This window comes from Pseudomonas mandelii (genome assembly GCF_006438925.1).
GTDB lineage: Bacteria > Pseudomonadota > Gammaproteobacteria > Pseudomonadales > Pseudomonadaceae > Aquipseudomonas > Aquipseudomonas mandelii_C.
The window spans coordinates 39398-65266 of sequence record NZ_RCZA01000014.1; the positions used below are offsets into that span (position 1 = coordinate 39398).

Consider the following 25869-nt stretch of genomic DNA (forward strand, 5'->3'; position numbering starts at 1 on the left):
TCCCACATTGGATCTGTGGCGTTCACAAATCCCCTGTGGGAGTGAGCCTGCTCCGGGCGGCGTTCCGACGATGAACGATAACGCGGTACTCAGTCTTCCCGCCGAATCGTGGTCACTTCATCGGCCCTGACCTTCACCTTCGCCCCGGAAATATCTTCGAACTCGAAGAAGCCGTCCTTGGTCTTGGTTTTCGGCATGTCCTTGGTCAAATACTGGGTGCCGTTCTGCAGCGTCACAACCGTTGGCGTCGAGCAACCGGCCAGGGCCAGGAAGGCCGCTACCGCCAGGGGCAAGCCCAGAGTCTTGATATTCATAACCACCTCTCATCCTTCAAAAAAACAGCGCGACTGCCACGAACGAAATCAATCGTCACTGTACCTCTAACGCGGTTAGGTGCGGTGGATCGGCAGAAAGTTCATAAACGCCCGAAAAATTGCCGAATAACGCCGCCGCTTATCCTTTTCCGTTTGCCCGGGCAGGGCGTAGCTGTTATCTGTACGCATAACCAGTACTCGCTTGCCATGGCCTTTTTTCCTGTGACTGCAAATCCGCTCGACGATCCTTTCTACTACTTGAACAACTTCATGCAAGTGCTTGATTGGCTTGAGCTTCGCTATGCCGATGTGTTGAGTGTCGAAGAGCAACACTTCATCCCCGAGTTCAAACGATTGCCCCGCGAGTCCAGGGCGCTGCTGGTCAGGATGGTGATGCGCAAGGGAATTCACTTCCGGGCGAGCAAGCTGCATTACCTCGAGATCGGCGACATCGCCATTGCCGCCGGCCCGTTACTGGCGCTGGGCTGGATCGATGAGCAATCGCCGCTGTCGATCGAAACGCTGTTCGAGGTGCTGCTCAAGGCGGAAATTCTCCAGTGTTTTGACGCCACCATCGATCAACCCAAAGGAAAAAAGACCGATTGGCTGCCCGCGCTGAGCGAACAGTTTCCTCAGGCTCATAGCTTCGGCCAATGGTGCCCGTCGCTGGATGACCGATTGTTCAGCCTGACCATCATGGGCCTGTGCGATCGGCTGCGCTTGATGTTTTTCGGCAATCTTTACCAGGATTGGTCCGAGTTCGTACTGGCTGACCTGGGCATCTTTACCTATGAAAAAGTCGAGTTCTGCGCCGATTCCCGAGGGCTGCGCAGCCGCGACGACGTGGACGCCTGCCTTTTCCTTCATGAGTGTCAGCAACGTTTCGAGGCCGGCGAAGCCGTGGAAGGCATCGTCGAGCAGATCAAAGGGTTGGCGCTGAGCAATCCCTGGCTGCAAAGACGTCGCGGCAAACTGTTGTTCCACATCGGTCAGCACTGCGAGCGCCTGGCGGATTTCTCTACCGCACTGACGATCTACCGCGAGTGTGCCTATCCCGGCGCGCGCCTGCGGTTGATTCGCGTGTTGGAGCGCTGCGGTGAATATCAGCTGGCCATGGACCTCGCCGTTGCGGTGGAGCAATCGCCGGAAAATGCCGCCGAGCAGCAACAATTGCTGCGTGTACTGCCCAGGCTGCGGCGCAAGCTGGGCGGTCCGGTGATAAAGCGCTCGTCCCCACGGGAGATGCTGCGCCTGGACCTGCAACTGCCCAGAACCGACCCGGCATTGTCGGTGGAATGTTACGTTCAGGCGCATTTGGCGGAAGATTCGTCGCCGGTGCATTACGTCGAAAACAGCCTGATCAACTCGCTGTTCGGTCTGCTGTGCTGGCCGGCGATTTTCGCGCCGTTGCCGGGGGCGTTTTTCCACCCGTTCCAGCGTGGGCCGGTGGATCTGCTCAATGAGGACTTTCACGCACGCCGGGCGGAGCTGTTCCAGGGTTGCCTGTCTGAACTCGATGACGGGCGTTACCGCCAGACGATTCGTGAACGCTATGCCAGCAAGTGGGGCGTGCAGTCGCCCTTCGTGTTCTGGGGTGTGCTGAGCGAAGAATTGCTGGATCAGGCACTCGATTGCCTGCCGGCCGAACACCTCAAGCACTGGTTCAATCGACTGCTGTTGGACATCAAGGCCAATCGCGCCGGCATGCCGGACCTGATCCAGTTTTGGCCGCAGGACAAAACCTACCGGATGATCGAAGTCAAAGGTCCCGGTGATCGCCTGCAAGACAATCAATTGCGCTGGCTCGAGTTCTGCCATGAGCACCAGATGCCGATTGCCGTCTGCTACGTGCAATGGGCGGAGCAAAGCGCTTGAGTTACAGCATCGCGGTGCGGGCGCTGTGTGAATTCACCGCCAAGGTCGGTGACCTCGACCTGCGCTTTACACCTTCGCCGACGGCGCTGGAAGGGATTGTCGGGCACCGTACGGTGGCGTCCCGGCGCAGCGAGGGCTACCAGAGTGAAGTCGCGCTTGAAGGCCTGTATCAAACGTTGAAGGTAAAGGGCCGGGCCGACGGCTATGACCCCGCGCAAAATTGCCTGGAAGAAGTCAAAACCTATCGCGGCGACTTGAGCAAGCAACCGGCCAACCACCGTCAGTTGCACTGGGCGCAGGCGAAGATTTACGGCTGGTTGATGTGCCAGAAACTGGAGTTGGCGCAGATCAATCTGGCCCTGGTGTACTTCAACATCGTCAATGAAAAGGAAACCTGCCTGGTCGAGGCTTTCAGCGCCGCGCAACTGCGGCTGTTCTTCGAAGAACATTGCGCCTTGTTCCTGCATTGGGCCGAACAGGAAATGGCTCATCGCGAAGGGCGTAATCGGGCGGCGCAACACCTGGCGTTTCCCCATGCCGACTTTCGACCCGGGCAACGCCATCTGGCGGAATCGGTGTTCAAGGCCGTCAGCACCGGTCGTTGCTTGATGGCCCAAGCACCCACGGGGATCGGCAAGACCGTCGGCACGCTGTTCCCGATGCTCAAGGCACTGGCGCCGCAGCAACTGGACAAGGTGTTCTTCCTCACGGCGAAAACGCCGGGGCGCAAACTGGCGCTGGACGCCGCGCAAGTGATCCTCGACAGCGCCGACGCGCCACCCTTGCGGGTGCTCGAAATGATCGCCCGGGACAAGGCTTGCGAGCATCCGGACAAAGCCTGTCACGGTGAATCCTGCCCGCTGGCCCAGGGGTTTTATGATCGTTTGCCCGCCGCTCGCCAGGCGGCCAGCAAATTGTCCCTGCTGAACCAGAACGCTTTGCGCGAAGTTGCCCTGCAACACGACGTCTGTCCCTACTACCTGAGCCAGGAAATGGCCCGCTGGGCAGACGTGGTGGTCGCCGATTACAACTACTATTTCGATTTCAGTGCGCTGCTGTTCGGGCTGGCCCAGGCCAATAACTGGAAAGTCGCGGTGCTGGTGGACGAAGCGCACAACCTGGTGGAGCGTGGCCGGCAGATGTACAGCGCCAGCCTCGACCAATCGACCCTCAACGGTGTACGAAAAACCGCGCCAGAGGCGTTGAAAAAATCCTTGCAACGGGTCAACCGTGAGTGGAATGCCTTGCATAACCAGCAACTCGGCGCCTATCAGGCCTATGACAAGGCGCCGGAAAAACTGCTCCAGGCGTTGTCATCGTGCAGCGCGAGCATCGGCGATTACCTGAACGATCATCCGCAAGGCCTGGACGGAGCGTTACAGAACTTCTATTTCGACATGCTGCAATTTTGCCGGGTGGCCGAGCTCTTTGATGAACAGTTCCTGTTCGACATCAGCAAGCGCGACCTCGACCGCCAACGCAACCTGTCGCAGCTGTGCCTGCGCAATGTGGTGCCCGCCGGCTTCATCCGCCCACGCTTGACGGCTGCACGCAGCACCGTGCTGTTTTCCGCGACCCTGAGCCCTCGCCACTACTATGCCGATCTGTTGGGCACGCCGGCGAACACGGTGTGGATAGACGTTGAATCGCCATTTCACGCCGATCAGCTGCAAGTGCACATCGTCAGCCAGATCTCCACGCGGTTCGTCCATCGCCAGTCATCCCTCGCTCCAATCGTCGAGCTGATTGCCCGGCAGTTCAGCCAACGTCCCGGCAACTACCTGGCGTTTTTCAGCAGCTTTGATTATTTGCAGCAAGTGGCGCAGTTGCTGGCCCAGAGGCATCCCGACATCAATCTGTGGTCGCAGTCCCGGGGCATGGGGGAAGGGCAGCGACAGGACTTTCTCGATCAGTTCACCGCCGAGAGTCAGGGCGTCGGTTTTGCGGTGTTGGGCGGGGCTTTTGGCGAAGGCATCGACTTGCCGGGCGCGCGGCTGATCGGAGCGTTTATCGCCACCCTCGGACTGGCGCAACTCAACCCGGTCAACGAGCAGTTGAAACAGCGCATGGCAGCAATTTTCGGCGCCGGTTATGACTATACCTACCTGTTTCCCGGTGTGCAGAAAGTGGTGCAGGCGGCGGGGAGGGTGATCCGCACCCAGCAGGATCAAGGGGTGGTGATGTTGATCGATGACCGATTTGGCGACAGCAAGGTCAAGCAGTTACTGCCGCGTTGGTGGTCGATTGCTCCGAGATTTTTGCACGCTATCGAGTAGGCAGATTACCTACTCCAAAGGTGCCACCTGACACTGCTCAAGATTGCGACTCATGCCTCGCCTGTTCCGAAATTCGTCTACAACGATCTGTACGCCTACATCGTCAAACACGTGAATCGATAACACGTACGACGAGAGTCGTTTATCTGGCTTTCCAATTTTGTGGTTTGCCGCATACTCCAGAAAAACTACAGTGCCGTGAGGAATCAATGAGCGAGGGTCGAGGCAAAGCCAGCGCCATCGACGACAGCCGTTTTCGGCTGTTGATCGATGCTGTCGTGGATTACGCAATCTACATGATTGATCCCGATGGCATCATCACCAGCTGGAACGCTGGCGCCAAGCGTTTCAAGGGCTATGAAGAAGCGGAAATACTCGGCCAGCACTTTTCGCGTTTCTATACCGAAGCAGATCGCCTTGCCGGGTTGCCCCAGCGAGCGCTGGACACGGCGATTCGGGAAGGGCGTTTCGAGGGCGAAGGCTGGCGGGTTCGCAAGGACGGTACGCATTTCTGGTCCCACGTAGTGATCGATCCTATTCTCGACCCGTCGGGCAAGTTGCTCGGGTTTGCCAAGATTACCCGCGACCTGACCGACCGGAAGATGGCCGAAGAAGTCCTCAAGCAAAGCGAACAACAGTTCCGCTTGCTGGTTCAAAGCGTCACTGACTACGCCATCTACATGCTCGCCTCGGATGGCCGCGTGACCAACTGGAATCCCGGGGCTCAGCGCATCAAGGGCTATTTGCCCGAAGAAGTCATCGGCAAGCACTTTTCGATGTTTTACACCCCGGAAGACCGCGAGGCCGGCGAACCGCAACGGACCCTGGACATTGCGGTACGTGAAGGGCGATTCGAAAACAAAGGCTGGCGCGTGCGCAAGGACGGTACGCGGTTCCTTGCCAATGTCGTGGTCGATCCGATTTGGGGCGAAACCGGCACCTTGCTCGGTTTCGCCAAGATCACCCGTGATATCACCGAAGCCGCACGAGCCCAGCAAACGCTGGAGCAAACCCGCGAAGCGCTGTTTCAGGCGCAGAAGATGCAGGCCATCGGCCAACTCAGCGGTGGCATTGCTCACGACTTCAACAATTTGCTGACTGTCATCCTCGGCAATCTGGAAATCGTCCGCAAACGCGTGGGGGACGATCCGAAAATTACCCGATTGGTGGACAACGCCACTCAGGGCGCCTTGCGGGGCGTCTCTCTGACCCAGCGCATGCTGGCTTTTGCCAGACGTCAGGAACTCAAAGCCGAACCCGTCGAGATCCCGACGCTGGTGCAAGGCATCATCGGGCTGTTGCGCAGCTCGCTCGGGCCTTCTGTGGTACTCGAAACCCGCTTTTCACCAGAGCTCGAGCCAGTCATGGCGGATGTCAATCAGCTTGAGCTGGCGGTGTTGAACCTGGTGACCAACGCCCGTGATGCAATGCCCCATGGCGGGAAAATTGTCATCAGTGCCAAGACCGAAGAAACCTGGGATCAACCGCAGTTGTCCCTGCTGTCAGGCCGGTATGTCTGCCTGAGTGTCAGCGATACGGGGGAGGGTATGGATGAAGCCACGCTCGGTTCGGCAATGGACCCGTTCTTCACCACAAAAGGCGTTGGCAAAGGCACGGGGCTGGGACTTTCGATGGTGCATGGTTACATCGAGCAGTTGGGCGGACGATTCGTCCTCAAGAGCCAGAAGGACATAGGCACCATCGCCGAACTGTGGATACCCATCGCCACGACCGGTTTGGTTCCCAGGCCCGTTAACGAGGAGGCCGCACCGCCGGTGCACCGTCTATGCGTGTTGGTGGTGGATGACGACAGCCTGGTGTTGACCAGTACCTGCCTGTTACTCGAAGACCTGGGGCATCGGGTGATCAGTGCGACGTCCGGGGCGCAAGCGCTGGAAGTATTCGACACTGAATCAGCGATTGACCTGGTCATCACCGACATGGCCATGCCGCAAATGAGTGGTGCGCAACTGGCGCAGGCTATCCGGATCATCAAGCCGAGCCTGCCGATCATCCTTGCCACCGGTTACGCCGAGCGCCTGGAAGGTTTTGCAACCAGACTTCCGCGCCTGTCCAAACCCTTTACCCAACTCAATCTGGTGGAAATCATCGCCTCGACCATGAAATGACAACGCGAGCTTAATGTTCGGCCGCTGCTCCCGCGTTCTTCTTGAAACCACGCACGTTCATGGCGCACAGGCAAAACTGCAACACGATCAGTGCATAGGCCTGGGTGTGGTAACCCCATATCACCCATAAAGCATTGCTGACGATAAAACAGACAAAGCCCGAGACCCTGCGCCCGGGGCTTTGCGAACCGATCAACCACGCCGCCAGCACCGTAACCAGCATCGCTGGCCATTGCACCCAATCGAGATAGTCCATCGCAGCCCCTCCCTTGTATTGTCATTCCAGCTTTACGAGTGGCGTGAACCGAACAACCAAAAAGGCCCGGCATATGCCGTAATGCTGTTCACTTTAGCTCCGTGTTTCCAGGCACACACATGCGTAGCAAGGGGGCGGTGGATCAAGAGCGTGGCGGCCGACCTGTGTTTTGTTTTTTGTGTACATATCCGTTTCTGCGGTGATGGCTGCTGGCGGTTTCGCTCTTACAGCGAGTCACTTGGAAGAGCCCCAAGTAACCAAGGGCTTTTGCCCCGTTCGTTCGGTGCCTCGCCCAGGCTCGGCATGCCCTCGCTCCGGTCCTGCTCCGTGGGCCCGCCGCCATCGGCCATCCATGGCCGGGGGCGGCTAACCCGGCATCCATGCCGGGTTGCCCACTGCGCAGAACCTCCACTCGGCCTCTCGAGAGGGCGGTGGATCAAGATCAAAAGCTGCAGGCGAGCTAACGCTCGGCCTGTTGAGTGGTGAGAAGCAAAAGCTGTACGCCGATCTGCTTTATGTGGGAGCGAGCCTGCTCGCGAAGCTGTTGATCTTGCCGTTGCCGTTGCCGTTGCCGTTGCTTTGGCTTTTGATCTTGATCTGCTTGCCCCTTTCCCAGAGGCCGAACGCAGGTATTGCGCAGGGGGCACCGCGGCAAGGATGCCGCGGTAGCCGCCCCCGGCCATGGATGGCCGATGGCGGCGGGCCCCCGGAGCAATGCCGGAGTGAGGGCATGCCGAGCCTGGGCGAGGCACCGAATGGCGGGGTAAGAGCCCTTGGTTACTTGGGGCTTTTCCAAGTGACTCGCTGTAAAAGCGAAACCGCCAGCAGCCATCACCGCAGAAACGGATATGTACCCCCGACCTTACATCAAGCCGCCAGATTGGCTGCACTCATTTCTTTCTTGTACTGGGCTTTCAAGCTTTCCATTTGCGCCCCCAGCTCTTCCAGCGTGGCTTTGCCCAACAGCTTCTTGGCCTGAGGGAACATCTCGGTTTCCTCTTCTTCAATGTGATGTTCCAGCAGTTCCTTGACCACTTTCACCCGACCGGCAAATTCCGGGGTGGACGGGTCGGTGACTTTCAGGTCCGGCAGCACTAGCGAATCAACGGTGCGATGTTCTTCCTTGGCTTCGTAATACATGACGTCCTGCTCCTTGCCCCCGGCTTTCTTGTACGCCGGGTACAAGACTTCCTCTTCGAGACGGGTGTGGATGGCGATCTCCATTTCCAGTTTGGCCAGCAACTCGCCGCGTTTTTTAATCCCACGCTCGGTGGATTCGCTTAGCTGGGTCAGGATACCTTTTACGCGTCCATGGTCGGCTTTCAACAGGTCTATGGCGTTCATGGTTGAGTCTCTCCAACGAGTCAGGGGTGAGCGCGAACGGTCTCAAGGCCGAAAGTCGCTCATTGTCCTTGAGCATTTGTCGTGCCGGATTGCCGGTGCGATAACGTGCTTATAAAACAATAAGTTGAAGTGACTGATGGCGAACTGAGGTCATGCAGCCTGCATGAGTCCGGAAATGGCCTCATGCAGTTCGCAGTGGAGCATTGATGTTCCAGACAATAAAAAGCCCGGCGACTGTGCCGGGCTTCAGGTTCAGGCTCTGGGTTCGGTCTGCTGGAGCAAACGATGGGCTTTTTGCGTGGATATCGAGACAGGTGGGAAATCTTCGTTGAGCAGCCGCAAGTGCTCGATCGCTTCCTCGAACTTCAAATCGGCCTTCCTGCGCATGGCTTGATAGCGATCAAACAGTTCCACATCCATGTCGGTAACCTCGAGTAACGCCCAAGCGCTACGGCTAAGCGCCTGGGCCTCTTCAAACATCTGATGATTACGTTCCAGGGCGAATGCCCGGCAGGCTTTGATTTCATCGGAGGTGGAATAGTGAATCATGACCAGCACCTGATTTTCTCGAGGTTCTTTGATAGGTATCGACGCCGCAGGGGAACCGAACCCGGCATGTCCCGCCATGCAAAAGCCAGGCGGGGTTAGAGTTGTGACTGATCGGATCGCAAAAGAATTTCAAATTTATGAATGTGAAAATTCGATAATTCCGACCTTGAACGCGCAGACCTCAAATCAAATATCCTGTTTTTTATGCTGTTCATATCGCGCCAGGATCGGTTGAGTACTGATCCCGTGGATAAGGATGCTGAGCGCGACCACGGACAGGGTCAAATCCATACAGAGTGTTGTGATCGACTCGCCCAACCCATGGTTCAGGCCATAAAACAGGTAATACAGACTGCCGATGCCGCGTATGCCGAACCAGCCGATCAACATTCGCTGGCGCCCGTTGAGCAAACCACCCCAAGGCATGGCGACGACGCTCAGGGGGCGTATCAGGCAAAACAACACGCCGGCGATCGGCAACGCACGCCAGTCCCAGTGCGCCATCAGCACCACGCCGAGCAGCGTCACCAGAAAGACTTCCATGGCCCGTTCCACCAGACTGCCGAAGGCGAGCATGTCACCCATCATGATGCCTGCGGCGACCTGAGTGTCTTCAAGGCTTGCGGTATCACCGTGAACCGCATGTTCCGGCTCGACGTTCTGATGTCCCACGACAGGCTGAACCAGATGCTCGGCGGGAAGTTCGTCGTCGCCCGTAGATTTGACTTCTTCGTGGCGCAAACCCAGGCCGGCAGCGAACACCGACAGAAAGCCGTAACCGTGAATCGACTCGGCCCCGACGTACGCCAGGGCAATCAAGGCGAGGGCGAGGTAATCATTTGGGGAAAGGGTGCTGTCGTCATTTTTGATGCGCATTAACAAGGTCAGGCGACCAATGCCGCGTCCCATCCAGTAGCCGGTGAGCAAACCGGCCGGGACTGCCCACAACAAGCTGCGCACCACCCAGTCGCTCAGCCAGCCGGGGTTGCCATCGTGTTGCACCAGCAACAGGCCAAGGATGACAAACGGGAAGGCGACCCCGTCATTGAGCCCGGCTTCACCCGACAGCCCGAAGCGCACGCTGTCGTCATCCCGGGCGTCGTTGACTTGCACCAGGGCGGCGAGCACCGGGTCGGTGGGCGCCAGAATCGAGCCGATCAACACGGACGCGCCCCAGGACAATTCGAAGCCGTAATGCAGCAACAGGCTGACACCGGCAATGGTCAACACCATGACCGGACCGGCCAGGCCGAACGCGATCCGCCAGTTTTTATCCTTGAGTGGCAAGCGCAACTTCAAACCACAGACAAACAACGAAAACAGCACCGCGACTTCCGTCAGATGCTCCATCCAGATGGACGCATCTTCGGTGTCCAGTTTCAACAGCCCGAACCCAGCGGGCCCGATCGCTACACCCAGCACCAGGCAAACCGCCGACGTGGTCACCGGCATCCAGCGCAGGTACGACGACGTCAGTGCCAGCGTCAGCAGCACGGCACCTAGCACCGCCACCCATAAAATGAAACTCATGCTCGGTACTCGTCGGGTGCGTGCCGCGATGTAGAGCCTTTGGTAATTAACCGACGGTGGCGCGCAGGTATTCAGGTGTCAGTACGTTGAACCATAGCAGGATGCTCTGGAAATGGCGGCGGGTTCAACTTAAAGCATCGGCTTGCCGCCAGTAATTCCATAGCGCTGCCCTGTGATGTAACTGGCCTCATCCGACGCCAGCAACACATAAATCGGCGCCACTTCCACCGGTTGACCCGGCCGGCCGAGGGGCGTCTGCCCACCAAAGTTCTGCACTTCTTCATCGGGCATGGTCGAGACAATCAGCGGCGTCCAGATCGGCCCCGGTGCCACGCAGTTCACCCGAATGTTTTTGGGTCCCAGCATCTGCCCCAGGCCAGCGGTGAAGTTGGCAATCGCGCCTTTGGTCGTGGCGTAAGGCAGGAGGGTAGGTTTGGGCATGTCCGAATTGACCGAGCTGGTGTTGATGATCGAACTGCCGGGTTTCATGTGCTTCAACGCGGCCTGACAGAGCCTGAAAATGGCGGTGATGTTGACGTCGAAGGTCATCACCCATTCTTCGTCCGGGATGTCCTCGAAGTGTTCGTGGGTCATCTGGAACGCCGCGTTGTTAACCAGCACATCGATCCGGCCGAAGCGTTCGACGGTCTTGTCCACCAGGGCCTGGCAGTGTGCTTTCTGTGCGAGGTCACCGGGCAGCAACAGGCACTGCCGGCCGGCCTGTTCGACCCAGCGTGCGGTTTCCTGTGCGTCTTCATCTTCATTGAGGTAGGCGACGGCGACATCCGCGCCTTCACGGGCGAAGGCGATCGCTACGGCGCGACCGATGCCACTGTCGGCGCCGGTGATCAGGGCGATCTTGCCGTCCAGTCGGCCTGAACCCTTGTAGCTTTGTTCGCCACAGTCGGGATACGGGTCCATTTTCTTTTGGGAGCCGGGGACGGGCTGGGCCTGTTTCGGGAAGGGTGGTTTGGGATAGGCAGTCATTGGGAAATCTCCGTTCGCAAGGCAGAAGAGTCAAAGGGTTGACCCTGGTGTTTTGCCTTGAGTTCGGTTGGATTTCATGTCGCGAAAATCAAAAGATCGCAGCCTTCGGCAGCTCCTACAGGGTGTACGCAATTCCGCGTAGGAGCTGCCGAAGGCTGCGATCTTTTGATCTGGATTCAGGCTTTGCGATTGAGCAAACTGCGCTCCATCCGCGCAATGCCTTCTTCCAGCAACGACCGTGGGCAGCCGAAATTCAGGCGCACGAACTGTTTGCTGGCATCGCCGAATTCCAGACCCGCGCTCAACCCGACCTTGGCTTGCTCAAGGAAAAACTGCTGAGGGTTATCCAGTCCCAGCGCCGAGCAATCGAGCCACGCCAGATACGTGCCTTGCGGGATATTCATGGTCACACCCGGTAGTCGCGTGTTGACTGCTTCCACCAGATAATCCCGATTGCTTTGCAGATACGCCTTCAACCCGGCCAGCCAAGGGCCGCCTTCGCTGTAGGCGACGCGAGTCGCTTCCATGCCCAACGGGTTGACGCTGTCGACCATGCCGCAGCGGGCGTGGTTGACCCGCGCACGCAAAGCCGAGTCCTGAATAATCATGAACGATGTTTTCAGCCCGGCAATGTTGTAGGCCTTGCTCGCCGACATCAGCGTGATGGTGCGCTTGGCGATTTCCGGGCTCAGGGAAGCCGTCGGAATGTGCACGCGCCCGTCGAAACACAGCTCGGCATGAATCTCGTCAGAGATGATCCAGGCATCCTGCTCCAGGCAGATGTCGGCGACCGCTTGCAGTTCTTCTCGCGGGAAGACTTTGCCCACCGGGTTATGCGGGTTGCTCAGCAGCAGCGCACCGCCACCGGCCAGCGCCTGATTCAAGGCATCGAGTGGCGTGGCGTAAGTGCCGTCCGCCAACGCGTCGAATTCGAGTTCAACCTTGTTCAAACCCCAGTGACCTGGCGCATGACGCAGCGGCGGGTAGTTCGGAACCTGAACCACAACGTTCTGCTGCGGCTGGACCAGCGCATTCAGCGCCATGTTGAACCCCGACTCCACGCCTGGCAGGAAAATCAGTTCCTCAGGCAATACGCGCCAGGCGTACTTGTTCCAGAGGTCGGCGACGATGGCATCGCGCAAGTCATCCTGGGCCACGCTGTAGCCGAGCATCGGGTGTTCCAGACGTTTTTGCAGGGCCTGGAGGATCACCGGCGGTGCGGAGAAGTCCATGTCGGCCACCCACATCGGCAACACGTCGGCCGGGTAACGGCTCCATTTGGTACTGCCGGTGTTGTGGCGGTCGAACACCTGATCAAAATCGAAAGTCATGCTCAGTCTCATAAAAGGCGTGGTTGAACGTGGGGCAATGATAAACGCTCCCACAGGTTGTGTGTGGCTGACGCCCCGGTATTGCCCGATGGTCGGTTTTCACACAGTCAGTTCTAACATTGTCTACAGTTTCAAGTGTCGGCAGCCAGACTGCCGCAACCATGATTGTCCAGAAAAACCCGGCAAAAGTACCGGGTCTCCACCTGACAGGAGTGCACGATGGACCTCAACCGTCGTCAGTTCTTCAAGGTCGCTGGTATCGGCCTTGCGGGCTCGAGCCTCGGCGCGCTGGGCATGGCCCCCGCGACTGCCTTCGCCGAGCAGGTGCGCCACTTCAAGCTTGCCCACACCCATGAAACCCGCAACACCTGCCCGTACTGCTCGGTCGGCTGCGGCGTGATCATGTACAGCCAGGGCGATGCCGCCAAGAACGTCGCGCAAAACATCATCCACATCGAAGGCGATGCCGACCACCCGGTCAACCGCGGCACCCTGTGCCCCAAAGGCGCAGGCCTGCTGGACTTCATTCACAGCCCCGGTCGCCTGCAATATCCACAGGTGCGCAAACCCGGCACCACCGAGTGGACGCGTATCTCCTGGGATGAAGCACTGGATCGCGTCGCCGACCTGATGAAGGCCGACCGCGACGCCAACTTCATCGAGAAGAATGAAAAGGGCCAAACGGTAAACCGCTGGGTGACCACCGGGTTCCTCGCGGCCTCGGCGGCGTCCAACGAAGCGGGCTACATCACCCATAAGGTCGTTCGCAGTCTCGGCATGCTGGGGTTCGATAACCAGGCGCGTGTCTGACACGGCCCGACGGTGGCAAGTCTTGCCCCGACGTACGGCCGTGGTGCCATGACCAATACCTGGACCGATATCGGTAACGCGAATCTGATCCTGGTAATGGGCGGCAACGCAGCAGAAGCGCACCCGTGCGGCTTCAAATGGGTGACCGAAGCCAAGGCGCACAACAAGGCCCGCTTGATCGTGGTCGATCCGCGTTTTACCCGGACCGCCTCGGTGGCCGACTATTACGCGCCGATTCGCACCGGCACCGACATCGCTTTCATGGGCGGGCTGATCAACTACCTGCTGACTGAGGACAAAATCCAGCACGAGTACGTGCGCAATTACACCGACGTGTCGTTCATCGTCAAAGCCGGTTATGGCTTCGAGGATGGAATATTCAGCGGCTACGACGCGGCCAAACGCAGCTACACGGACAAGTCCGGCTGGGGTTATGAACTCGGTGAAGACGGCTTCGTCAAGGTCGACCCGACCCTGCAAGACCCACATTGCGTCTATCAATTGATGAAGACCCATTACAGCCGCTACAACATCGAACTGGCGAGCCAGATTTGCGGCATGCCGGTGGATGCCATGCAGAAGATCTGGGAAGAAATCGCCACGTGCTCGCAACCGGGCAAGACCATGACGATTCTCTACGCGCTGGGCTGGACGCAGCACTCGATCGGTTCACAGATCATTCGCAGCGCGGCCATGGTGCAATTGCTGCTGGGCAACGTCGGCATGCCGGGCGGGGGCGTCAATGCCTTGCGTGGGCACTCCAACATTCAGGGGCTGACTGACCTCGGTTTGCTGTCCAATGCGCTGCCGGGCTACCTGACCTTGCCGGGCGACGCCGAGCAGGATTACACCGCCTACATCACCAAGCGCACGCAAATGCCGTTGCGTCCGGGGCAGCTGTCCTACTGGCAGAACTACGGCAAGTTCCACGTCAGCCTGATGAAAGCCTGGTACGGCGCGAATGCCACGCTCGAAAACCGTTGGGCGTATGACTATCTGCCAAAATTGGACATCCCGAACTACGACATCCTCAAAGTGTTCGACCTGATGGGCCAGGGCAAGGTCAACGGCTACATGTGCCAGGGCTTCAACCCCATCGCCGCGTTGCCTGACAAAAACCGGGTGATGGCGGCGCTGGCCAAGCTCAAGTGGCTGGTGGTGATGGACCCGCTGTCCACCGAGACCTCGGAGTTCTGGCGCAATGTCGGGCCGTACAACGATGTCGAAACTGCCGGCATCCAGACCGAAGTGATTCGCCTGCCCACCACCTGTTTCGCCGAAGAAGACGGCTCGCTGGTCAACAGCAGCCGCTGGCTGCAATGGCATTGGAAAGGCGCCGATGGCCCTGGCGAAGCGCGCACCGATGTGCGGATCATGAGCGAGCTGTTTATCCGTCTGCGTCAGCGTTACCAGGCCAACGGCGGCGCTTATGCCGAGCCGATCCTCAAACTGTCCTGGCCGTACAAAATTGCGGAGGAGCCTTCGCCGGAAGAACTGGCCAAGGAAATCAACGGCTATGCCACCACCGACTTCACCGACGCTACCGGCGCGGCGATCAAGGGCAACGCGCAACTGGCCGGTTTCGGCCAGCTCAAGGACGACGGCAGTACGGCTTCCGGTTGCTGGATTTTCTGTGGCAGCTGGACTGAGGCGGGCAACCAGATGGCCCGGCGCGACAACAGCGATCCGTATGGCATGAAGCAACACCAGGGCTGGGCCTGGGCCTGGCCGGCGAACCGGCGGATTCTCTACAACCGCGCTTCGTGCGACCCACAAGGCAAGCCGTGGGACGAGAAAAAACGTCTGGTGTGGTGGAACGGCAAAGTCTGGGCTGGCACCGATGTGCCGGACTTCAAGGCCGACTCGCCACCGGAAGCCGGGATGAATCCGTTCATCATGAACCCCGAAGGCGTGGCGCGGTTCTTTGCCGTCGACAAGATGAACGAAGGACCTTTCCCCGAGCACTATGAACCGTTCGAAACGCCGATCGGCATCAACCCGCTGCACCCGCAAAACAAGAAAGCCACCAGCAACCCGGCGGCGCGGATCTTCGATTCGGTGTGGGATTCCCTCGGCGTGGCCAAGGACTATCCGTATGCCGCGACCAGCTACCGGCTGACCGAGCATTTCCACTTCTGGAGCAAGCATTGCAAGCTCAACGCGATTGCCCAACCCGAGCAGTTCGTCGAGATCGGTGAAGTGCTGGCCAAGGAAAAAGGCATCGTGGCCGGCGACCGGGTCCGTGTCAGTTCCAAGCGCGGACATATAGAAGCGGTGGCGGTGGTAACCAAGCGGATTCGTCCGCTGCAGGTCAACAATCAGGTGGTGCACCAGATCGGTATCCCGCTGCACTGGGGCTTTACCGGGCTCACGCGCCACGGTTACCTGACCAACACCCTGGTGCCGTTCCTCGGCGATGGCAACACTCAGACCCCGGAATCCAAGTCATTCCTGGTCAACGTGGAGAAAGTCTAAATGGCCAGCCAAGACATCATCGCCCGTTCGGCCACCACGACCGTCCCGTCCTCGGTACGCAATCAAGAGGAAGTGGCCAAGCTGATCGACACCACCAAGTGCATCGGCTGCAAGGCTTGCCAAGTCGCCTGCTCGGAATGGAACGAGCTGCGCGACGAGGTCGGTCACAACCTCGGCACCTACGACAACCCACAGGACCTGACCGCAGAAACCTGGACCTTGATGCGCTTCACCGAGCATGAAACCGACGCTGGCAATCTGGAGTGGCTGATTCGCAAGGACGGCTGCATGCACTGCGCCGAGCCCGGTTGCCTGGCGGCGTGCCCGAGCCCGGGGGCGATCATCAAGCATGCCAATGGCATCGTCGATTTCGACCAGGACCATTGCATCGGCTGCGGGTATTGCATCACCGGATGCCCGTTCAATATCCCGCGAATCTCGCAGAAGGATCACAAGGCCTACAAATGCACACTGTGCTCGGACCGAGTGGCGGTGGGGCTGGAGCCGGCCTGCGTCAAAACCTGCCCGACCGGCGCCATCGTGTTCGGCACCAAGGAAGACATGAAGGAACATGCAGCGGAGCGCATCGTCGACCTCAAGAGTCGTGGCTTCGACAACGCTGGCCTGTATGACCCCGAAGGTGTCGGCGGCACCCACGTGATGTACGTGCTGCACCACGCCGACACGCCGAAGTTGTATGCCGGCCTGCCGAACGCTCCGACCATCAGTCCGCTGGTGGAGTTGTGGAAAGGCGTGAGTAAACCGTTGGGCTTGCTGGCCATGGGCTTGGCCGTGCTGGCCGGGTTCTTCCACTATGTGCGGGTCGGGCCGCAACTGGTCGAGGAGGATGAACTCCCGTCCACTGTCGATCCTGCAGTGCATGAAGTCGATCCGTCGGTACACACCTTTGATCCGCGCGGGGAGGACAGACCATGATCCGCAGACAGATCCTGCGCTACACCTCGAACCAGCGCACCAATCACTGGCTGGTGGCGATCTTTTTCTTCATGACGGCACTGTCGGGGCTGGCGTTGTTCCACCCGGCGCTGTTCTGGCTCAGCAACCTGTTTGGCGGCGGCCCGTGGACGCGCATCCTGCATCCGTTCATGGGCGTGGTGATGTTCGTCCTGTTTCTGGGATTGGTGATTCAATTCTTCCGGGCGAACTTCTTTATCACCAACGATCGGCTGTGGCTGAGGCGTGTCGGGCGGGTGATCAAGAATGAGGAGGAGGGCGTGCCGCCCATCGGCAAATACAACCCGGGGCAGAAGCTGCTGTTCTGGACATTGCTGCTGTGCATGCTGGTATTGCTGTTCAGCGGGTTGGTGATCTGGCGTGCGTACTTCAGCGATTACTTCGGCATCACCAGCATCCGCTGGGCCATGCTGCTGCATGCGTTGGCCGGTTTTGTGCTGGTGCTGAGCATCATCGTGCACATCTACGCCGGCATCTGGATCAAGGGTTCGGTCAGCGCCATGACGCATGGCTGGGTCAGTCGCGCCTGGGCGAGGAAACACCATGAACTCTGGTACCGCGAAGTGACTCGCGACGAGCACCCCGAACGGCCGATCAGCAAAAAAGGATAACCCCTTGGCGACGATTCTTGAGCCTGGCGAGATCGAAGCGGCGGCGAGTTCTCCGCCGTTTCTGCACCTGCCACCGAAAAACCTGTTCACCTTGCGCGCCTTGCGCCTGGAGCGTCTGGTCGACGGCCATCCACTGGCCGATTACCTGCGGCTGATGACCGGGCTTTGCCACGTGCAGCAGGGTCTGATGGACGATCCACCCGTGGCCGCCATGCCCGATGCCGAACACCTGCGAGTGTGCCAGCAACACGGCTTGCCGCCGTTCGCCGCTGACAGTCTGGTGCGCGAAGGCCATTGGCTGCCGTACCTCGAAGCCCTGTTGCAGCGTTACCAGCCACCGCCGCAACCTGCCGTGGAAAAAGCCGTGGCGACCTTGCGCAGCGCCAACGTCGGGCAACTCAAAGCCTGGGCGATTGCGCTGGTCAGCGGCCAGTTCACTTTGCTGCCCGCCGCCGTGGTGCCGTTTCTCGGCGCGGCGTTACAGGTGGCCTGGAGTGATTGGTTGCTGAGTACAGCGGACCTTGCGCTGAAACCCGGCGACAGTCTCAGCCAGTGCCCGGCCTGTGGTTCGCCGGCCATGGCCGGCGTGATTCGCCATCGCGGCAAGTACAACGGCTTGCGGTATCTGGTGTGCTCGCTGTGTGCCTGCGAATGGCATGTGGTGCGGGTCAAATGCGTGTATTGCGAACAAAGCAAAGGCCTTGAATACGTCAGCCTCGATGACGACCGCCACGCCGCCAATCAGGCCCCCATACGCGCGGAGGTCTGCCCTGGCTGCCGCAGCTACCTGAAACTGCTTTACCTGGAAAACGACGCCGAGGCCGAAGCGCTCTCGACGGACCTGACCAGCCTGCTGCTGGACATGCGTCTGGAGCAGGAAGGCTACCAGCGTCCGGCGCCTAATCTGTTGCTGGCACCGGGAGGTGACTGAGCTCCCCCTTTGAGCTCTTCCTTTAAACTCAGCGGCTACACTCAGGCGCTACGGTCATTCGTATTCAGGAGCGCCTGATGTCCAACAGACCCGCCAGCCAGGCGCTGCGGCTGCCTTCCATCGACAGTCTGTTGCGCCATCCCGCCTGCCAACCACTGGCCGAGCGTTATGGGCGTGACGCATTGTTGGCCAATCTGCGCCAATTGCTCGATGACTTGCGTGAACAGGTGCTTTCAGGGCAACTCGACGCCATTGAAATCGCGCCTGAAGCGTTAGCGGGCAGGGCGGGTGAACGCTTGGCCACTCAGCATCGCAGCAACGTGCGCCGTGTGTTCAATCTCACTGGCACGGTGCTGCACACCAATCTGGGGCGAGCGTTGTTGCCGGAGGAAGCCATCGACGCAGTGCAGAGGGCGGCCCGTTATCCGCTGAATCTGGAATTCGACCTGCACAGCGGCAAGCGCGGCGACCGTGATGACCTGATCGAAGGCCTGATCCGCGAGCTGACCGGCGCCGAGGCGGTGACGGTGGTCAACAACAACGCCGCTGCGGTGTTGCTGACGCTCAACAGCCTGGGCGCGCGCAAGGAAGGCATCATTTCCCGGGGCGAATTGATCGAGATTGGCGGCGCCTTCCGCATTCCCGACATCATGGCCAGAGCCGGGGTCAGGCTCCACGAAGTCGGCACCACCAATCGCACCCATGCCCGCGATTACGAGGCGGCCATCGGCCCCCGTAGCGGCTTGGTGATGCGCGTCCATGCGAGCAACTACAACATCGAAGGCTTCACCGCTCGGGTGCCGACCGCCGAGTTGGCGCAACTTGCACATAAACACGGTTTGCCATTGCTTGAAGACCTCGGCAGCGGCAGCCTGCTGGATCTTACGCGCTGGGGCTTGCCCGCCGAACCGACGGTGCGCCAGGCGCTGAGCGATGGCGCGGACATCGTCACCTTCAGTGGCGACAAACTACTGGGTGGCCCCCAGGCCGGGTTGATTGTCGGCCGCAAAGACCTGATCGAGAAGATCAAGAAGAATCCACTCAAACGCGCCTTGCGGGTCGACAAACTGACCCTGGCCGCCCTCGAAGCGGTGTTGGGTCTGTACCGCGATCCTGATCGACTGGCCGAGCGGCTGCCGAGTTTGCGCCTGCTGACCCGACCCCAGGCGGATATCCTCGCCCAGGCTGAGCGCCTGCAACCCTCGCTGGCCAAAGTCCTGGGCGATGGCTGGAGCGTCAGCGCAGTACCGGCGCTGGGCATGATTGGCAGCGGCAGCCAACCGGTGGCGCGCTTGCCGAGTGCGGCTTTGTGCCTGCGACCGCACGCGTCCAAACGTCTTCGCGGACGGCAGCTGCACGATCTGGAAGCGGCCCTGCGTGCATTGCCGATTCCGGTGCTCGGGCGCATTGATGACGATGCGCTGTGGCTGGATCTGCGGCAACTGGACGATGAGCCGGCGTGGCTGGCTCAACTCGATCAAATTGCAGGAGCCGTAGAGTGATCGTCGGCACCGCAGGGCACATCGACCACGGCAAGACTTCCTTGCTCCAGGCACTGACCGGCCAGGCCGGCGACCGTCGCCGGGAAGAACGTGAACGCGGCATGACCATCGACCTCGGCTACCTTTACGCGGCGCTGGAACCGCAAGCGGCCCTGACCGGTTTTATCGACGTGCCCGGTCATGAGCGCTTCACCCACAACATGCTGGCGGGCGCTCAGGGCATTGATCTGGTGTTGCTGGTGGTCGCGGCCGACGATGGCGTCATGCCCCAGACCCGCGAACACCTGGCCATCGTTGAACTGCTGGGCATCCCTCGGGCGCTGGTGGCGATCACCAAATGCGACCGCGTCGAACCGTCCAGAGTGCAAGTCGTTCGCGAACAGATCCAGACATTGCTGGCCCCGGGGCCTTATGCAACCGCGCCGCAGATTGCGCTGTCGAGTGTGACCGGGGAGGGCGTTGAGACGCTGCGACAAGCCTTGCTTACGGCGCAACGTGAAGTCCTTCAACGCAACACCACCGGCGGTTTCCGCCTGGCGATTGATCGTGCCTTCAGCGTGGCCGGCGTCGGCATTGTGGTGACTGGCACTGCGTTGTCCGGCCTGGTGGCGGTGGGCGATACGCTGGCACTCGGCCCGCAGGGCAAACTCGTGCGCGTGCGCGGCCTGCATGCGCAGAATCAGGCTGCCGAGATTGCAATGGCCGGACAGCGAGTCGCATTGAACCTGAGTGCCGAACGCTTGGCCCTGGAGCAGATTCATCGCGGCCACTGGTTGCTGGCCGAGTGGCTGTACGCGCCGACCCAGCGAGTGGATGTCGACCTGCAATTGTTAGCCAGCGAAGCCAAAGCCTTCGAGCACTTTCAACCCGTGCACGTTCACGTGGGGACTCAAGACGTGACCGGGCGGGTGGCATTGCTGGAAGGCTCCAGCCTGGCGCCGGGTGAACGGATGTTCGCGCAACTGCTGTTGAATGCGCCTGTGCAGGCCGTTAAGGGCGATCCGATGATCCTGCGTGATCAGAGCGCCCAACGCACCCTCGGGGGCGCGCGGGTGCTCGACCCGTTTGCTCCGACCCGACAACGCCGAAGCCCCGAGCGACTGGCGCAGCTCCACGCCCTCGCCACAGGCAATCAGTTGGAAGACAGCCTGCCGGCATTATTGGCCAACAGCGACACCGGGCTCGACCCACAGCGTCTGGAACGTCAGTTCAATCGCCCCCGCAACACGTGGGTTTTGCCTGAGGACGTGCGCCTGATCGACACCCGCCAAGGCCCGTTGCTGTTCAGTGCCGCCCGCTGGGAAGCACTGAAAGTACCGTTGCTGGAACACCTCGCACATTTTCACCAGCTGGAACCGGATCAAATGGGCCCGGACCGGGATCGCCTGCGGCGGTTCACCGGCACCGCGCTGGATCGTGCGACGTTCATCAGTCTGCTCGACGAATTACTCGCCAGCGGTGCCATTGCCGCCAGCGGGCCATGGTTGCATTTGCCCGATCATCAAGTGCGTTTGAGCGAAGACGACGAAGCCCTGTGGCAACACTTGCAACCGTTGTTCGAACAGGCTGGTTTTGATCCGCCGTGGGTGCGCGACCTGGGCCATGACGAGGCGGCCGTGCGCTTGCTGCTGTGCAAAATGGCGAGGTTGGGACTGGTGCATCAAGTCGTCCGTGACCTGTTCTACACCGACACGATGATCCGCCGATTGGCGGCTATGCTTGTGCAACTGGCCGCGCAAAACCCGGTGATTCAGGTCACGGCGTTTCGTGATGCAGTGGGCCTGGGGCGCAAGCGCAGCATCCAGATTCTCGAATACTTCGACCGGATCGGCCTGACGCGACGGTTTGGCGACAAGCGCCATATCCGCCTCGACAATGCCTTGGCCCAACGCACCGATCACTGATTTCAAGGAAGGCAATCGCGCCCGGTGGCGCGGCCGGGCTTCAAACCCGGTTGGGGACGGCATCCGTTCCCGGGCAGGTTCGACTCCGGCTGCCTTCCGCCATTTTTGTCAAAAGTGCCCGAAGGTCAACGGGTACTGGATAACGACGTAGATCCTGTCGATATCATCGCCGGCCTGTGCGCTGTTGGCGCGATGCGACACATGGGACAGTTGCAGGGACAAGCCCTTCGCCGATCCCGATTGCACGATGTAGCGCAGGTCTATGTCCCGCTCCCAATGCCGTCCGCCGTCCCCTTGTTGAGGGACGTACTCACCGAGCGTCTCGTCGAACGGGTTGTAGGCTCCACCCTTGGGCGCATGGGTGCCGTCGATCTGGCTGCCTTTCACATAACGGGTCATGAAGTTCAGCCCGGGAATCCCGTAGGGGCCAAGGTCAAGGTCATAGCGTGCTTGCCAGGAACGTTCATGGGCGCCGTTGAAGTCCGCGTACTTGATCGAGTTGGCGAGGTAGATGGAGTCGCCACCGACGAAATCGAAGGGCGTGTCGCCATTGATTTTTTGATAAGCCAGCGTAAACGCGTGGGCGTCGTGAGTGTATTTGCCCGACAGGCTGAATGCCGTGTTGTCGATGGCGCCGGCCAACGCCTGGCCGGTGTCCTGCGTGTGATAGACATTGGCATCGAGGAACATGCCGGATTGTTTCAGGTGCAGGTTGCCGTAGTACTGATGCCAGGTGTCGGTCAGCTCGGAAGCGTAGAGCGCTCCGCCGACGGGACTCTGGGTGAACAGGTCAGCGCCGAGAAACGAGATACCACCCGCCTCGGTGTTGGCGCCGTAGCCGTAAAAGTCGTCCTTGCTCGAAGAACTGTCCTGGTTCTTGAACGCGGTGAAGTGACCGGCCACCAGATTCATACCGTCGATTTCACGGCTGTTGAGCAAAAAACCTGTGGCGTACTCCGGTTGCAGGCGTTTGTCTGCGGTGTCGAACACCGGGGTTTCCACCATCATTTCACCGAAGGCCACTGTGGTTCGGGAGGCCTTGATTTTCAACGCCGCGCCGCCGCTGGAGTAGTTGTCTTCACTGCGGCCATCAGCATCCACGGGTAGCAGTCCTGTCCCGGAATGGCCCTTGCCGCCATCGAGCTTGAGCCCCAGAAACCCATGGGCATCCAGGCCAAATCCAAATGTACCGGGTGTGAATCCGGATTCAAAAGCACCGATAAAGCCTTGAGCCCACTCCTGTTTATAGTTTTTTCCCGCAGGCGAGGGTGACCGATAGTCACTGTTGAGGTAGAAATTTCGACTGAGCACCGACAACGATGCACCGTCCAGAAAGCCCTGGGGGGGTTGCGTCGATTCGTCAGCCAGAGCTGCCCCGGCCGAGCCCGCGAACAGCACTGACACCCAGAACGGCAGCGCGAGTTTCAGGTCTTGCGCGCAAAGCTTCATGGCTTATTCATCACGTGGACAGCGACTCCAGAATGTCTGAAGTCGCTTGTTTTTAGACGGCGCTTAATGGCCTTCCGAGGCACCGAACATGGTCTTGGCATAGATCAGGCCCAGACCGTAGGCACCGCCATTGGCAATCGAGGTTTTCACGGTTTCTTCGTAAGTCTCGCTGCGAGCCCAGTCACGCTGCAGTTCAAGCAGGTATTGCAGGGATGTCATGGGGCGGGCACCGAGCTGGATCATGCGCTGCATCGCCATTTCATGGGCTTCGGTGGTGACGTCGCCGCAGGCATCGGCAATCACGTAAACTTCGAAACCCTGGTCGATGGCCGACAGTGCCGGACCCACGATGCACACAGAGGTCCACAGACCGGCGAGGACGATTTTCTGTTTGCCGAACGCGTTGACTTCGACGGCAATGCGCTCGTCTTCCCAGGTGTTCATGCTGGTACGGTCGATGACGTTGTGTTCCGGGAACACTGACTTGATTTCGTCGAAGATCGGCCCGGAAAAGCTCTTCTCGGCGACGGTAGTCAGGATGGTCGAAACCTTGAAGCCCCGCGCGGCCTTGGCCACAAGTGCAGCGTTGTTGCGCAGGGTGACGGCGTCAATTGACTTGGTCGCAAAGGACATCTGCGACTGGTGATCGATCATGATCAGGGTGTGGTCGGACGGGGTCAGCAGGGTTTTGCCGGGAACAGCTTTTGCGAGGGCCATGGTGATGTCCTTACGGGTGAGTGAGGAGGCCATGGTTGCGTAGATTCAGGCGGGGATATTGAGCCGATGTGCTGTGTTTTGGTTTTTTTACGAGGACCCTGAAGGGCGGCCCCGCGCGCTGTCGGTAAAGGCGCGGGGCTGTTTGTCACTGCATCACATAACGACCAGGCGCCGACTCAATGGCCGGATATTGCGCGTTACCGGTATGCAGCACCGAGGGCTGGCGTTCGCCGGACTGTTCAGCCAGCCAGACGAACCAGTCATTCCACCAGCTACCGGAATGTTGCTGGGCGTTCTTGAACCAGGTTTCCGGGTTCTTGGTGACCCGGTTGTTGGTCCAGTAGTGGCGTTTTTCCTTGGCCGGCGGGTTGATCACCCCGGCGATATGCCCCGAAGCGCCCAAGACAAAACGCTTGGTCCCGGAGAGCAACTCGGTGCTGGCGTAAGCGCTTCTCCACGGCACGATGTGATCGTCATGGGTGGCGAGGATGTACGCCGGAGCATCGATGGCGCGCAGGTCCAGCTTGACCCCGCAACAGTCCAGCTCACCGGATTTCAGGTCGTTCTGCAGATAGGTGTGGCGCAAATACCAGCAGTACATCGGGCCCGGGAGGTTGGTGCTGTCGTTGTTCCAGAACAGCAGGTCAAGGGGGATCGGTTTCTGGCCCTTGAGGTATTTGTCGACGTTGTAGTTCCACCACAAATCGTTGGGGCGCAGCAGCGAGAAGGTATTGCCCATGTCCTCGCCCTTGAACAGGCCGACGGGGCCATCCAGGCCGCCGATGGTGCGCTCGCGGTAGGCCACCAATTGTTCGTCGACGAAGATGTCGATGGGGCCGGTATCGAGGTAGTCGAGGAAGGTGGTCAACAGGCTCACGCTGCCAATCTCGCGGTCGCCGCGCGCCGCGAGGACGGCCAGCGCCGAACTCAACAAGGTGCCGCCGATGCAGAAGCCGACGCAATTGGGCCGCTGTTCGCCGCTGATCTCGCGGGTCACTTGCAGGCCTTTGATGATGCCGGTTTCGATCAGGTCATCCCAGGTGGTGCCGGCGTGTTCCTGGTCGAAGTTGCGCCACGACATCAGAAACACCGGGTGCCCTTGTTTCAACAGATGGGCAACCATCGAGTTGTCCGGGCGCAGGTCGAGAATGTAGTACTTGTTGATGGACGGCGGCACGACAAACACCGGGCGCCGGTACTGGGTTTCGCTTTGCGGGTAATACTGAATCAGCTGGAAGAGTTCGTTCTCGAACACCACTTCGCCGGGGGTGTTGGCGAGGTCGACACCGACTTTGAAGGCACCGGCGTCGCACTGACGCATCTTGCCTTCTTGCAGGTCGCTGGCCAGGTGCAACAGGCCGGTGAGGAGGCTGCTTCCCTGGGTATCGACGACACGTTGCAGTGCATCGGGATTACTCGCCAGAAAGTTGCTGGGCGCGCCAGCGGCGATGGCTTGTTCCACCAGATAGAGCAGGCGCTGGCGCGGTTTTTTGTCCGGGATCGCCAACTTGTCCAGCAGCTTCAGCAGAAACCCTGCGTTGAGCAGATAAAAGGCGGCGAGGGAGCCGAACAGGGGCTGGCTCCAGTTGCCGCTGGCAAAACGTCGATCGTCGAAGCTGAATGGCTGACCGGTCAGCAGTTGCTGGCCGAGTTCGCCCCATTGCTGTTGGTAGTCCGATTGAAGGCTGTCCAGGGTGCCGCGCGGCAGGTCAAACCACTCGTTGTATTCCTGGCCGGTAAACCACGGATTGCTACTGACCCACATACGTAGTTGTTGCACTGCAAAGGAGGCAATGAACGGAACCTGGCCTGACCAGAAGGTGTTGAAGGTATGCGCGTTATTGTCCATGGAACTCCTCGCCCACATCAGTAAACCGGGCAGAAAAAAAACCGCGGCGCCGGAC

Annotated in this window: 19 protein-coding genes and 1 tRNA gene; 10 read left to right on the top strand and 10 right to left on the bottom strand. The window is 59.7% G+C overall.

The window, feature by feature from the left end; translation table 11 throughout:
• Nucleotides 1-89 precede the first annotated feature (89 nt).
• Nucleotides 90-314 carry a YgdI/YgdR family lipoprotein gene (locus EAH74_RS27740; RefSeq protein ID WP_140682793.1) on the bottom strand — a complete coding sequence of 75 codons (225 nt, stop codon included), beginning with the start codon at nucleotides 312-314 and terminating at the stop codon, nucleotides 90-92.
• A gap of 207 nt (nucleotides 315-521) precedes the next feature.
• Here EAH74_RS27740 and EAH74_RS27745 point away from each other — a divergent pair, with 207 nt between their 5' ends.
• The 3 genes from EAH74_RS27745 (at nucleotide 522) to EAH74_RS27760 (ending at nucleotide 6594) form a co-directional block, all read left to right on the top strand.
• Nucleotides 522-2189 (top strand): VRR-NUC domain-containing protein, encoded by a 1668-nt coding sequence (locus tag EAH74_RS27745; RefSeq protein WP_140682795.1) that lies wholly within the window; start codon nucleotides 522-524, stop codon nucleotides 2187-2189.
• Entirely contained in the window at nucleotides 2186-4465 is a 2280-nt protein-coding gene (locus tag EAH74_RS27750; protein WP_140682798.1) for an ATP-dependent DNA helicase, read from the top strand. The genes EAH74_RS27745 and EAH74_RS27750 overlap by 4 nt, the downstream gene beginning before the upstream one ends.
• A 209-nt stretch (nucleotides 4466-4674) precedes the next feature.
• The gene (locus EAH74_RS27760) at nucleotides 4675-6594 is read left to right on the top strand and encodes a hybrid sensor histidine kinase/response regulator (RefSeq protein WP_140682800.1); all 1920 of its coding nucleotides are present in this window, start codon (nucleotides 4675-4677) and stop codon (nucleotides 6592-6594) included.
• Nucleotides 6595-6604: 10 nt separating this feature from the next.
• Here the strand turns inward: EAH74_RS27760 and EAH74_RS27765 are convergent, their stop codons facing one another.
• From EAH74_RS27765 to EAH74_RS27800, 6 genes are all read right to left on the bottom strand, one after another.
• The gene (locus EAH74_RS27765; protein ID WP_140682802.1) at nucleotides 6605-6850 is read right to left on the bottom strand and encodes a hypothetical protein; all 246 of its coding nucleotides are present in this window, start codon (nucleotides 6848-6850) and stop codon (nucleotides 6605-6607) included.
• Between the two features lie 867 nt (nucleotides 6851-7717).
• On the bottom strand, nucleotides 7718-8194 hold the full coding sequence (locus tag EAH74_RS27780; RefSeq protein WP_140682811.1) for a hemerythrin domain-containing protein: 477 nt from the start codon (nucleotides 8192-8194) through the stop codon (nucleotides 7718-7720).
• A gap of 252 nt (nucleotides 8195-8446) precedes the next feature.
• On the bottom strand, nucleotides 8447-8821 hold the full coding sequence (locus EAH74_RS27785) for a hypothetical protein (RefSeq protein WP_240050573.1): 375 nt from the start codon (nucleotides 8819-8821) through the stop codon (nucleotides 8447-8449).
• 108 nt (nucleotides 8822-8929) lie between these two features.
• Nucleotides 8930-10273: a cation:proton antiporter gene (locus tag EAH74_RS27790; protein WP_140682814.1), complete on the bottom strand. Its 1344-nt coding sequence runs from the start codon at nucleotides 10271-10273 to the stop codon at nucleotides 8930-8932.
• Nucleotides 10274-10402: 129 nt separating this feature from the next.
• Nucleotides 10403-11260 carry an SDR family oxidoreductase gene (locus EAH74_RS27795; RefSeq protein WP_140682817.1) on the bottom strand — a complete coding sequence of 286 codons (858 nt, stop codon included), beginning with the start codon at nucleotides 11258-11260 and terminating at the stop codon, nucleotides 10403-10405.
• A gap of 176 nt (nucleotides 11261-11436) precedes the next feature.
• Nucleotides 11437-12591, bottom strand: coding sequence for a MalY/PatB family protein (locus EAH74_RS27800; RefSeq protein ID WP_140682820.1), 1155 nt, complete (start codon nucleotides 12589-12591; stop codon nucleotides 11437-11439).
• A gap of 219 nt (nucleotides 12592-12810) precedes the next feature.
• Here EAH74_RS27800 and fdnG point away from each other — a divergent pair, with 219 nt between their 5' ends.
• The 7 genes from fdnG (at nucleotide 12811) to EAH74_RS27835 (ending at nucleotide 21901) form a co-directional block, all read left to right on the top strand.
• On the top strand, nucleotides 12811-15876 hold the full coding sequence (fdnG, locus tag EAH74_RS27805) for a formate dehydrogenase-N subunit alpha (protein WP_140682824.1): 3066 nt from the start codon (nucleotides 12811-12813) through the stop codon (nucleotides 15874-15876).
• Nucleotides 15877-16812 (top strand): formate dehydrogenase subunit beta, encoded by a 936-nt coding sequence (fdxH, locus tag EAH74_RS27810; protein ID WP_140682827.1) that lies wholly within the window; start codon nucleotides 15877-15879, stop codon nucleotides 16810-16812.
• Complete coding sequence (locus EAH74_RS27815; RefSeq protein ID WP_140682830.1) at nucleotides 16809-17462, top strand: formate dehydrogenase subunit gamma; 654 nt, start codon at nucleotides 16809-16811, stop codon at nucleotides 17460-17462. The genes fdxH and EAH74_RS27815 overlap by 4 nt, the downstream gene beginning before the upstream one ends.
• 4 nt (nucleotides 17463-17466) lie before the next feature.
• Nucleotides 17467-18393 carry a formate dehydrogenase accessory protein FdhE gene (fdhE, locus tag EAH74_RS27820; RefSeq protein WP_140682835.1) on the top strand — a complete coding sequence of 309 codons (927 nt, stop codon included), beginning with the start codon at nucleotides 17467-17469 and terminating at the stop codon, nucleotides 18391-18393.
• Between the two features lie 77 nt (nucleotides 18394-18470).
• Nucleotides 18471-19895, top strand: coding sequence for an L-seryl-tRNA(Sec) selenium transferase (selA, locus tag EAH74_RS27825; RefSeq protein WP_140682838.1), 1425 nt, complete (start codon nucleotides 18471-18473; stop codon nucleotides 19893-19895).
• On the top strand, nucleotides 19892-21799 hold the full coding sequence (selB, locus tag EAH74_RS27830) for a selenocysteine-specific translation elongation factor (protein ID WP_140682841.1): 1908 nt from the start codon (nucleotides 19892-19894) through the stop codon (nucleotides 21797-21799). The genes selA and selB overlap by 4 nt, the downstream gene beginning before the upstream one ends.
• 6 nt (nucleotides 21800-21805) lie before the next feature.
• Nucleotides 21806-21901: transfer RNA gene (locus EAH74_RS27835), tRNA-Sec, on the top strand.
• A 6-nt stretch (nucleotides 21902-21907) separates the two neighbouring features.
• Here the strand turns inward: EAH74_RS27835 and EAH74_RS27840 are convergent.
• The 3 genes from EAH74_RS27840 to phaC form a co-directional block, all read right to left on the bottom strand.
• Nucleotides 21908-23248, bottom strand: a complete 1341-nt coding sequence (locus tag EAH74_RS27840) for an OprD family porin (protein ID WP_140682844.1) — start codon at nucleotides 23246-23248, stop codon at nucleotides 21908-21910.
• 63 nt (nucleotides 23249-23311) lie between these two features.
• Complete coding sequence (locus tag EAH74_RS27845; protein ID WP_140682847.1) at nucleotides 23312-23965, bottom strand: hydrolase; 654 nt, start codon at nucleotides 23963-23965, stop codon at nucleotides 23312-23314.
• A gap of 145 nt (nucleotides 23966-24110) precedes the next feature.
• Nucleotides 24111-25814 carry a class I poly(R)-hydroxyalkanoic acid synthase gene (phaC, locus tag EAH74_RS27850; protein ID WP_140682850.1) on the bottom strand — a complete coding sequence of 568 codons (1704 nt, stop codon included), beginning with the start codon at nucleotides 25812-25814 and terminating at the stop codon, nucleotides 24111-24113.
• Nucleotides 25815-25869 lie beyond the last annotated feature (55 nt).